Source organism: Actinomadura sp. KC06 (assembly GCF_004348735.1).
GTDB lineage: Bacteria > Actinomycetota > Actinomycetes > Streptosporangiales > Streptosporangiaceae > Spirillospora.
Genome location: NZ_SMKT01000229.1, coordinates 1 through 10,824 on the forward strand (window position 1 = coordinate 1; position 10,824 = coordinate 10,824).

General features: G+C 70.2%; 11 protein-coding genes. 7 read left to right on the plus strand and 4 right to left on the minus strand.

Features of this window, described 5'->3' with window-relative positions:
* Positions 1-1,021: thiamine pyrophosphate-dependent enzyme (locus E1287_RS39300; protein ID WP_243719746.1), on the plus strand; the 1,021-nt coding region annotated here is incomplete at its 5' end.
* 83 nt (positions 1,022-1,104) lie between these two features.
* Positions 1,105-1,899: an IclR family transcriptional regulator gene (locus E1287_RS39305; RefSeq protein WP_131970560.1), complete on the plus strand. Its 795-nt coding sequence runs from the start codon at positions 1,105-1,107 to the stop codon at positions 1,897-1,899.
* A gap of 117 nt (positions 1,900-2,016) precedes the next feature.
* Here E1287_RS39305 and E1287_RS39310 read toward each other — a convergent pair whose 3' ends face one another.
* The 3 genes from E1287_RS39310 to E1287_RS39320 all read right to left on the minus strand — a co-directional run bounded on the left by E1287_RS39310 (position 2,017) and on the right by E1287_RS39320 (position 4,834).
* Complete coding sequence (locus tag E1287_RS39310) at positions 2,017-2,646, minus strand: hypothetical protein (RefSeq protein WP_131970562.1); 630 nt, start codon at positions 2,644-2,646, stop codon at positions 2,017-2,019.
* An 841-nt stretch (positions 2,647-3,487) separates the two neighbouring features.
* Positions 3,488-3,931: a hypothetical protein gene (locus E1287_RS39315; protein ID WP_131970564.1), complete on the minus strand. Its 444-nt coding sequence runs from the start codon at positions 3,929-3,931 to the stop codon at positions 3,488-3,490.
* A gap of 147 nt (positions 3,932-4,078) precedes the next feature.
* Positions 4,079-4,834 (minus strand): siderophore-interacting protein, encoded by a 756-nt coding sequence (locus E1287_RS39320; RefSeq protein WP_207934734.1) that lies wholly within the window; start codon positions 4,832-4,834, stop codon positions 4,079-4,081.
* A 116-nt stretch (positions 4,835-4,950) separates the two neighbouring features.
* On the opposite strand from E1287_RS39320, the gene E1287_RS39325 reads away from it, so the two are divergent.
* The 3 genes from E1287_RS39325 (at position 4,951) to E1287_RS39335 (ending at position 8,028) form a co-directional block, all read left to right on the plus strand.
* Complete coding sequence (locus E1287_RS39325) at positions 4,951-6,051, plus strand: winged helix DNA-binding domain-containing protein (protein WP_131970566.1); 1,101 nt, start codon at positions 4,951-4,953, stop codon at positions 6,049-6,051.
* 261 nt (positions 6,052-6,312) lie between these two features.
* Positions 6,313-6,579, plus strand: coding sequence for a hypothetical protein (locus E1287_RS39330; RefSeq protein ID WP_131970568.1), 267 nt, complete (start codon positions 6,313-6,315; stop codon positions 6,577-6,579).
* A gap of 480 nt (positions 6,580-7,059) precedes the next feature.
* Positions 7,060-8,028 carry a DUF2786 domain-containing protein gene (locus tag E1287_RS39335; RefSeq protein WP_165969420.1) on the plus strand — a complete coding sequence of 323 codons (969 nt, stop codon included), beginning with the start codon at positions 7,060-7,062 and terminating at the stop codon, positions 8,026-8,028.
* Between the two features lie 76 nt (positions 8,029-8,104).
* Here the strand turns inward: E1287_RS39335 and E1287_RS39340 are convergent, their stop codons facing one another.
* Positions 8,105-8,317, minus strand: coding sequence for a helix-turn-helix domain-containing protein (locus E1287_RS39340; RefSeq protein WP_131970572.1), 213 nt, complete (start codon positions 8,315-8,317; stop codon positions 8,105-8,107).
* Positions 8,318-8,749: 432 nt separating this feature from the next.
* On the opposite strand from E1287_RS39340, the gene E1287_RS39345 reads away from it, so the two are divergent.
* Positions 8,750-9,298: a 2,4'-dihydroxyacetophenone dioxygenase family protein gene (locus E1287_RS39345; RefSeq protein ID WP_207934736.1), complete on the plus strand. Its 549-nt coding sequence runs from the start codon at positions 8,750-8,752 to the stop codon at positions 9,296-9,298.
* Between the two features lie 466 nt (positions 9,299-9,764).
* Positions 9,765-10,724, plus strand: coding sequence for a hypothetical protein (locus E1287_RS39350; RefSeq protein ID WP_131970574.1), 960 nt, complete (start codon positions 9,765-9,767; stop codon positions 10,722-10,724).
* Positions 10,725-10,824 lie beyond the last annotated feature (100 nt).

Consider the following 10,824-nt stretch of genomic DNA (forward strand, 5'->3'; position numbering starts at 1 on the left):
GGCGGGCGCCGTCGCCGACCTGGTCGCGGTGGCCGAGCGGCTCGGCGCGGCCGTCTACCACCAGCCGATGAACGACGGGATCGACTTCCCCACCGGCCATCCCCTGTACGCGGGGATGCTGCCGCCGCACAACGCCGTCATCAGGGAGAAGCTCTCCGCCTACGACGTGGCGTTCATCGCCGGATGCCACGCGTTCATGCCGCACCACTACACGCCGGGCCCGGCCGTCCCGGACGCGCTGGCGATCGTCCAGGTGGACGAGGATCCGGCGGAGATCGGCCGGAACTTCGCCGTCCGGCACGGCCTGACGGGCGACCTGCCCGAGACGCTGTGGGCCCTCGCCGGGCACCTGGACGGGCTCGTCCCGGACGCGCGGGAGCGGATCGAGCGGCTCGGCGCCCTGCACGCGGAGGAGCGCGGCAAGGCTGAGGAGGCCGCGCGTGCCGCGTACGGGGCGTCCCCGATGGACCCGCGCGCCGCCGCCCACGCCGTCGCGGCCGGGCTTCCCCACGGGACGGTGGTCGTCGAGGAGGCGATCACCGTCGGGCTGAAGCTGCGCGAGGTGCTCCGCCAGGACCTGCCCGGCTCCTACGTGCACACGGTCGGCGGCGGGCTCGGCTGGGGCATCGGCGCGGCGATCGGCACCCGGATGGGGAACCCGGAGCGCCCGGTCGTCTCGGTGCTCGGGGACGGCTGCGCGATGTTCGGCCTCCAGGGGCTGTGGAGCGCGGCGCGCTACGAGGTGCCCGTGGCGTTCGTCGTGATGAACAACGGCGAATACCGGACGCTGAAGAACACGCTCGATCAAAGTGGCGGAGCGTCGGCGAAACACGGAGAATACGTCGGCATGGACCTCGCACCGCCCGCGCTCGACTGGCAGAGCGCCGCCCGCCTGTTCGGCATCGACGCGGTCCGGGCCGGCTCGGCGGCCGAGCTGCGCGACGCCGTCGCCGGCGTCAAGGCGCTCGACGCCCCGCTGCTCATCGAAGCCCCGATCACCGGGCACCGGGACGACGCCTGATGCCGCTGACCAGGCCCTCCGCCCGCTTCCCCGCCCGCTTTCCCGCGCTTGCCGACAGGCACGATCGCGGTGACCATCGGGGTATGGACCTCCAGAGCACGGGCGAGGCGCCGCCGAGGTCGGTGCTGGCGCGCGGCCTCAGCCTGCTGGACGCGTTCGGTTCCGCCGACACCGAGCTCAACCTGACCGAGCTGTCGGCCCGGACCGGGCTGCCGAAACCGACCGCGCACCGGCTGCTGAGCGAGCTGGTGCGGTGGGGCGGCGTCGAGCGGACGGAGTCCGGCTACCGGCTGAGCATGCGGCTGTTCGTGCTGGGCCAGCGGGCGCCGCGGCCGCGCGGGCTGCGCGAGGCCGCCCTCCCCTACCTGGAGGACCTGTACGAGGCGACGCACGAGAACATCCATCTCGCCGTCCTGGACGGGACGGACACGCTGTTCCTGGAGAAGGTCAGCGGGCGCCGCTCCATGCCCATCGTGTCGCGGGTGGGCGGACGGCTGCCCGCGTACTGCACGGCGACCGGGAAGCTGTTCCTCGCCCTCGGGCCGCCTGAGCGGCTGCAGAGCGTCCTGGACGCGGGCCTCGTCCGCTACACGCCGCACACGATCATCATGCCGGGGCTGCTGCAGCGGGAGCTGGCCCGCACGGCCGACCGCGGGTACGCGGTCAACCGGGAGGAGTCGGAGGCCGGGGTGTCCGCGGTGGCGGCGCCGGTCCTCGACCACCGCCGCCGAGTGATCGCGGCGATCTCCATCACCGGGAACGTGTGCCGGCTCGATCTGGACCGGCTGGCCCCGGCCGTCCGGACCGCCGCGCTCGCGCTGTCGAGGGAGCTCGCCCGGGAGAGCGCCGGTGACCTGAAAACGGGGATCCCCCGGTGATCTTTCGATACCGGGGAATCCCCGATTTTCCATGCACCGGCAGCCCTGTGCCGGGTCTGGACGAGACCGCGCGCGCTTTGTGAGCAATTTCGCTCACGGCCCGCGCGCGGCCTCACGTCATGAGCCGAAAGGCCGCGGCTTGCCCTTCTTGCCGGCGCCGGAGCCCCACTTGAGGACTTCCCACTTGATGCCCTTCAGGTGTCCTTCGCCGCCACCGGCGTTGTACTTGTTCTTCGGCTTCTCACCGTCCAGCAGGTACCGGAAGGTGTAGGTGTCGAGGTCGAGCATGATGCCCTTGTGCGACGGCCTGCCCGGCCCGCGGTCGCCGACGAAGCCGGTGACGCTGCGGCCGTTGTAGCTGACCTTGACCTTGGTGTGCATGGGCCAGCTCGGGCTGGCGAACAGGCCCTTCTGCATCGGCTTCCCGCCGGCGGGGGCGCCGGTGTCGCCGTTCACGCCTGAGCCGTCGTCCCAGAAGTAGGACGCGGTCGTCGTGCCGCTGAGCAGGACCCGGGAGTCCTTCTTCTTGCGCTTGCTGTCGGCGGCGGAGTCGCCCTTGTCGGAGCTCTTGTCCGAGTTCTTCTGGGCGTCCTTGTGGGTGCCGGTGTTCCCGGCCTCCTGCGACAGGTACTGCTGCTCGCTGGGAGCGGAGTCATCGCTTGCGGCGGCTACGCCTGCCACGAGCATGCCCGCGAGGGCGGTGCCGGTGACGCCGGTCAGGATGACATTGATCGCTCGCTGCTGCATGGATTTCCTTCGTTCGGGGTACAGGGCTGCCGTTCCGCGCCGGGCGGCCTAGGCCGGGGATCCGGGCATGGGAAAACGGCTCCGAGACTCAGGACTCGGGAGATGCCGCCGCGAAGAAGACCCGCTTTGGAACGATCCACAGGCATGGCGGACCGCGCCCGCGATCAAGGGCGCACATCCGTCCTTGGACGTGCGCGTATCACAGGCTTGGATGAAGCGGGAGAAACGCCGACCGGGGGCTCAAGGGCTCCACACGGTGCGCGGCCGGTGCATGGTTCGGCCGCTGTTCGGCGCGGTGGATCCCGCCTGGCGGGCGGGAAGCGACGGCTATGCGATTGGCCAGGTCAACGGTTCATTGACCCTGACCTGGGGTTGACTATATACGGCATTACCGTGCTTTCGCCAAACGGGCGATTTCTTTACCTTTGAGAAGGTAGATCTTTTTCTGGTGAAGTAAGCTGGAGCGCCTTTCCCGTGGGGCTTCCCGTCCAGTCGGCATGGGCGGTGCGCACAGAAAAGGATCTTTAACATCCCGTGGCCGAGACGGCCGCGGGGCGGGTCAAGGCCGCCAAGGGCGGGGTGGCGGGGACCGCTGGATCATGAACGCGCAGGGCCCGGGGCCGTGCCGGATGGGAGCTCTGGTAGCCGATGATGGGCGGGGCGGCAGAAGCCGGGGTCGTGGCCGTCCAGACGCCGAAAACCCCCGCTACCAGGACGGCGCGGGGGCGGCTGGAACGGCGCGCAGACAGGTGCAGACGGAGCGGAGACGGGCGGCGCCCGGGTGAGACGCTGCGCCAGCGAGGGCGGCGCGCGGATCAGCGCACCGGGTCAGGGCGCGGGGTCAGCGCGTCGGGTAGACCGGCGCGGGCACGAGCGGCGTCGGGCCCGTCCCGTTGATGAACATGGACGTGTCCGTCTGCGGCGGGACGAACGGTGACTCCGCGTAGGCGGGTTCCCCGAACGGGGACACCGCGGCCACCACGGGCCCCTGCGCCGCCGGGACGCCCTGGGTCGGGGGCGGCGAGGCGGACGGCGGCACATGGGTGCCGTCGGCCCACGGCGGCTCCCCGGACGGCGCGGCGCCCGGCTCCCGACGGCGCTCGGCCAGCAGGGCCATCAGCGCGCGTGCGGCGTCGGCGTCCAACCGGAGCAGGACGCTGGGCGTCCCGGACTGGTCGACGAACGGGGAGACCGATGGTGCGGTCGGCACCTGCGGCAGCGCCGCCCGCATCTCCTCGCGGAGATCCTGGGCAAGTCGCAGCGCCTGTCGGTCACTGTCGCTCAAGTGTGCGTTCATCGCGATCTCCGGGGAGTTCACGTGCGGGAGGTCCGCGCTCATCCTGCTAGGGATGGCGTGCAGGTGCAAGAGCTGATGCACGTGCATTTTGGAAAAGTTCCCCCCGTAACCCGGGCGTCCCTCGCTCGTTCCCGATCACTCCATCCCGCGCTTGCCCGGCGTCCAGAACGCTTTGACCAGCACGGATCTGCGCGGCCAGCCCCGTTCGCCCACCAGGTGGGCGCGGACGGCATGCACGGTGCGCGCCTCTCCGGCCACGTAGGCGATCCCCGGCTCCTCCGGCAACTCCAGGCCCCGCACGGCGTCCACGAGCGTCTGCGAGCCCGCGGCGGACGCGTCGCCGCGATGGCGCCACGTCAGCTCGTCGCCCCGCGGCAGCGGCAGCCGGTCCTCCGGCCGGGCGGTCTCGATCACACCGTGCACCGGCTCGCCGGGTGCCGCCGCCCGGAGCATGGCGCCGAACGCCACCGAGGCCGTCTCCTCGCCCGCGAACAGGTGGTAGGCGGCCGGACGCAGCCCGAACGTCCCCTCCGGCTTGCCGAAGACGACCTCGCGCCCTGGCCGGGCGTCCCGCAGCCAGCGCACGCCCGGCGCGTCCGCGCCGTGGTCCATGACGCACAGCTCCATGACGTCGGCGTCCGCGTCGTAGTCCCACACCGAGTAGGTGCGCAGCGCATGGCGGACGGCTCCGCTCACCCACGTCCGGGCGGCCGTGATGTCGGCCACATGCAGGCGGACCTGCTGACCGGGTGTCCAGGCCAGGCCGGGGACGCCGCCGACGCGGATCCAGCGCATCCGCCCGGGCGCGGGCCTGATCTCCTCGATGCGGCCGCGCACGAACATCAGGTCGAGAATCCGCCCACGGACGCCACTGGCGCTCGCTCCTGCCACCACGACTCCTCCTCGCGATATGTCTCGTTGATGCCAAGACACGATATATCTCTAATGGCGCCGGGGTCAGGGATCAGCGGGGTCAGGGATCAGCGGCGGACGGGCATCCTGGACGTGTGACAGACACCCTGAGCGTCCGGGCCCTCAACCGCGCCACGCTCGCCCGGCAACTCCTGCTGGCGCGGGAGCCGATCACGGTCACCGAAGCCGTGCGAGCGCTGTGCGGGATGCAGGCGCAGGAGCCCAAGCCGCCGTTCCTTGGCTTGTGGACGCGACTGACCGGCTTCCAGGCGTCCGACCTACACGCCGCCCTGCACGACCGGTCGCTCGTCCGCGCCACGATGATGCGCGCCACGCTGCACCTGATGACGGGCGACGACTACACGGCGTTCCGCACGGCGATGCAGCCGATGCTGGACGGCGCACTCCGCGTCCTGGGCGACCGCGCCAAGGGCTTGGATCTGCAGGAGGTCGTCCCGGCGGCGCGCTCACTTCTCGAAGAGGAGCCCCGCACGTTCAACGAAGTGCGTGCCCTGCTCCAGGAAGAGTTCCCGGACGTCAACGATCGGGCCCTCGGCTATGCCGTCCGGCTCTGCGTGCCGTTGGTCATGGTCCCGACCCAGGACAGGTGGGGCTTCCCCCGTACGGCGCGGTTCACGCTGGCCGATGGCTGGCTGGGCACCGCCCCCGCGACAGAGTCGGCGATAGACGAACTGATGCTCCGCTATCTGGCCGCCTATGGGCCCGCATCGGCCGCTGACGCGCAAACGTGGTCAGGGCTGTCCGCGAGCGCCGAGGCATTGGATCGGCTACGTCCAGAGCTCCGCGTATTCGCCGACGACAAGGGCCGGGAACTATTCGATCTACCCGACGCCCCACGGCCCGGTGAGGACGTTCCAGCCCCGGCGCGATTCCTGCCAGAGTTCGACAGCCTCGTCCTAGCGCACGCCGACCGCAGACGCATAATCGCCGACGCGCACCGGCCGTCCCTCACCACGAAGAACCTCCGGGTCCGGGCGGTCTTCCTCTGGGACGGCTTCGCGCGCGGCATCTGGGAGACGGAGTACAAGCGCAAGGTCGCCACGCTGCGGTTGCGTCCCTTCGAGCCCCTCCCCCAGGCGGCCCTCGACGAACTGACAGCCGAGGGTGAGTCACTCCTACAGTTCATCGAACCGGACGCAAAGGAGACTGTCGTGTCCGTGGCGGACGACGCCTGATGCACGCCTCTGACAATCGTCCGTCCCTGCCATTTGGAGTGGCGTTCGGCCGTGCGCGCGGGACCTTATCGATCCGGCGCGCCCAGGGGAAGCGTCCATGCGCCGCCACATGCGGACATGACGCTGTGAGCGTGGACAACTCCGAATAGTGATCAATCCGATACCTGCACTGATTGAAAGATCCACAAATTGGGTTCAAGCTGTCTGCGAAGTGTGGAATGCCCCGCCCGTTCCTTCCGACCCGCCGACAGGACACGACCAATGTTCGAGATCTGGGAGACGAGCGAGCCGGCCCGGCTCATCAGCGACGCGGGGAGCCTGAAGGTGGCGCTGGAGAAGGTCGACACGATGTGCCGGCTCCGGCACGACCAGGCCGTGGCGCACATCGGCGAGGTCCGGGAGGGCTACCACTTCGAGATCAGGAACCGTGAAGGCAAGGCGCTGGCGCGGCTCAGCTACGTCCCGGACACATCCCGCGCCTACCAGAGCGTCGTGATCGAGGAGATGCGCGGAGACGCCGAGGAGTAGGACCGCGATCCTTCCCAGCCCCTGGACGCAACGCCGGGGGCTTTTCGCATGCGGACGCCTCCCACCCCGCTGTCACCGCCGGATGGCAGGATGCATGGTGCCCATGCGACGCAGAAGACGGGAGTGGCCGTGCGGAAGACGTGGCGGCATCCACACCCTGAAGAGACGACGCCCGGTGCCTCGACGGGGACCTCACTCACGGAAGCCGCGAACGCCCTGACCGCCCAGGCCGTACGCGCGCTCACGCAAGGCGACGCCACCGCCTTCAACCGCCGAGTAGCCGACCTCACCACACCCCTGGGCACAGTCAGCGGGGACGCATGGCGACTAGCAACCGCCCGGTGTCTCACCACCCAGATGCGGCAGGGAGTCACCACGGCCTGGGGCCGAGGCTGGCAACCGGCCGATGTGGTCCGGTTCACGTCCCGCCGCCTGACGCCCAGGCACGCACGTCTAGCAACGGACGCGATCGCAGCCGAAATGAGCGCCTACTCCGCCGCGACCGTGGACGATCGATGGCGCGAGCAACTCACCGTCCTCGGAGCGGAGGAGTGGTGGGAGGACGACGACAAGCATCCGGACGCGTGGCGCATGCGCGAAGGCGTCGAACACGCGCTCTACGTCGCCTGTGCGGTCGAACTCGTCCATCTCCTGGAGTACCTGCCAAGGCTGCCCAGCATGGGTCCTCCCCCGGGCACGTCCAGCACCGCCGATACGCCGGGACGCTCTGCAACTACGCCCCGCGAGGTCGACCAGCGAACGCTCAGCAGAGTCAGGGCGCTTTTGGCCAAGGCCGAGTCCACCGAGTTCCCCGAGGAGGCTGAGGCGCTCAGTGCGCGCGCCCAGGAGCTGATGGCGCGGCACAGCATCGACCATGCGCTGCTGGCCGCGGAGACGGGCGACACAGGCGGTCCGGCCGGACGGCGCATCCCGGTGGACAATCCCTACGACGCGCCCAAGGCGGTACTGCTGACGGTGGTGGCCGAGGCCAACCACTGCCGGGCGGTGTGGCACAGGGAACTGGGATTCTCCACGGTGCTCGGGTTCCCGGCCGATCTGGCGGCGGTGGAGATGCTGTTCACGTCCCTGCTCGTCCAGGCGACGGGTGCCATGGTCCATGCGGGTCCCAGGCGCGATGCTCGGGGACGGTCACGGACGCGTTCGTTCCGCCACGCCTTCCTGAACGCCTACGCCGCCCGTATCGGGGAGCGGCTGCGGGACGCGGCGGGACGGGCGGCCGCGGGCGCCGGCGGGAAGGATCTGCTTCCCGTGCTGGCCGCGCGCGACCGGGCCGTCGACCACGCGGTCGACACGATGTTCCCGAACCTCGCCAAAGGACGGGCGGGTTCGGTGTCCAACTACGAAGGCTGGGTGGCCGGGCGGGCGGCCGCGGACCTCGCCAGCTTGAACGGCCGCCTCGAGGTCACCGGGGCGTTCCGCCGTTCCTAGCGCACGGCGTCCCCCCGGGGGGCGAGGGGGACATCCGATCATGTGTTCGTTCTTCCTATCTCGATCTCGGGAGCGGTCAGGCCCTCTTGCGCCTGGTGTTGCCGCCGCGGCCACGCAGCGGCACGCCCGCCTCCTTCAGGACGTTGTAGATGAACCCGTACGACCGGCCGGTCTCGGCCGCCAGGTCACGGATGCTCTCACCGGCGGCGTACCGCGGGGCCAGCTCCGCGGCGAGCCGCGTGCGTTCGGCACCGGTGACGCGGGTGCCCCTGGACATTGTTCGGGCCACGGGGACCTCCTCTTCCCAAGGCTGTGCGGCGGGGGCAGTCCCCGCAGCTCACAGCAGTGTTGATCTCCCCAACGTACACATTCCCCTGATTTGAGCGTCGATGCCGCGCGAATCACCGTGAATTCGGCCGAAGCTGGTCTTTTTCGTGGTGAACGGCGTGTCGCCGCCTGACGTACGGCCTCCGGGACCGCAGCAGCCGACCGTCCCCCAGAAACACCCACCGCACCGACCGACACACCGCCGTGCGCGGGGCACACCCCGCGCCGCTCCAGGCCCGCCACCACAAGCCAGCGCGCCCCAGGCCCCGAACCGGCCGCCGCGCGTCAGCCCCAACCCGAACCCCGATGCGGCACAGATGGGCAGAATCCCAGGCAGACCGGGAAGACGCCGCCGGTTCTGGCACGATTCACTACTAGCCATCGGACCCCGCGCATGCTGGAGGACGCCATGCCCGACGACGCGACGACAGAGTTCTGGAAGGACTTGAAACCGCTCGAGAACTCGCAGAAGCCGGACGCCCTGCCCGAGCTCTATCTGTCGAAGGTCGCCACCGACGACGACCGCTACTACGTGCCGTTCACCGAGACCGTCGGCTCTCGTCCGCTGTGGATCAACGTCAAGGACAACACCTGGTCGGACATCCTGCGTGCCACCAGCGCCGGCCTGGTGAACCGGCACTACCACCCGCACGAGGTGTTCGCCTACACGATCTCCGGCAAGTGGGGGTACCTCGAACGTCCCTGGACCGCCACCGCCGGAGACTTCATCTACGAGGCGCCAGGCGAGGGCCACACGCTCGTCGCCTACGAGAGCGGCGAGCCGATGAAGACGCTGTTCATCGTGAAGGGCCCGCTCATCTGGCTGGACGAGAACGGCGAGCCGGACGGCTACTTCGACGTCCACGACTACATCGCGATGTGCCGCGAGCACTTCGAGAAGGTCGGCCTGGGCGCGGACTTCATCGACCCCCTCTTCCGCTGACGGACGGCCCTCGGCCTCCTCCCCCTCGGAGGAGGTCGAGCCGCGCCGCAGAGACCGCACCGCGCGCCCCAACCGCCCAGCCCCCGCCTCGTGCCCACCGGAGCGCAAGACGCGCCCACCTCCGGCCTCACCTCAACTCCACCCGCCCGGTAGGTCGCGGCGCGACACGAGCCTGCATCCACCCAAAGCCGCCAGCGACGACACCACAGAACTGCCCCGGGTTCCGCACACCGCCCTCCGAAGACCCCAGGCAGGGCCACACGACAACCGACCACGCACCACCACGACCCCGCCAACCAGGCCGACCAGGCCGCACCCACCCTCACCCCCTGACCCGCTTCGGACGCGCATCCAGCACTATCGGGCTCGCGATCGCGGGTTATCCCCAGAACGGGGTTCTACTGCTCCCGGCCGGGACGCCGCCGCATGCTGGGCACACCACGTCGCGGCAAGGAAGGAGCGCCTGATGGCCACGATCACGTTCCCGGTTCCGTCCACCACGACCTCCCGGTTCGCCGTCGCCGCCGAGAGCGTCCCGCAGGATCTCGCCGATCTGCTCGATCGCAGCAAGCCCGTCCCCTTCCATGCCCACATCGCCGGACGGCTCGGCTCGCCCCAACTGCAGGTCACTCGGGAAGACCTCGCATGTCTGCGCTGGGACCCGGGACGCGTCGAGGCTGCCCGACCCGAAGACCGGCAGGCCACGCTCGCCTTCAACGACGCAGCCGAGTTCGCCGTCGTCACCGCCTTCGCGCCCGTCACCGATCAGCCCCGCGGCGTCCAGGTCGCCCGTTCGGCCGCGCATGCCATCGCCGAAGCCATCGGCGGGATCACGGCCGACCTCGTCACCGGCCACATCCTGTCGCCGTCCAGCATGGAGAGAACGCGCTTCGTACTCGCCGACCACTGGCTCGGCGACGTCCTGCCGCCGTATCGCGCCAACGGCCACTGCACCGCCGCGGAGCCCGAACTGGACCCCGAGGGCGTGAACGGCTGCGCCTGCGTCCGCCTGCGCACCCGCGGCCTCCGCCGCTTCGGCCTTCCCGAGATCCAGATCAGCGACGTCGCCTGCCCGCACGACCTGGCCGCCCTCAACGTCCTGCGAACCACCGCCCGACGCCTCCTGACCGACCACTGGGCCTGGCTGGCCACCGGCCCAGCCGCCCGAACCCGGACGATCGCCGCCGAGCTGCACCTGGCCCAGAGCGACTTCAACGACTTCTGGGGCACCACACGCCGCGTCCACATCACACCCCCGGCCCCGTTCGGAGTGCACCTCTCCCTCCTGACCCCACGCCTCCTGACCGTTGCCCCACCCGCAGACTTCGACGACACAATCAACGACTGGCTATGGAGCGAGACCCTGCCCTTGGGCATGTACGACCTCCTAGAGTCCCCCGCAGACCACTTCCCATCTGCCGCCTGACCCCAGGCACCCACAACCCGCCCCGAGCGAAGCCCAAGGCACCGCCGAACCACCCGAACAAGCCCCTCACATCCACACTCACACAGAGCCCGCACCGACC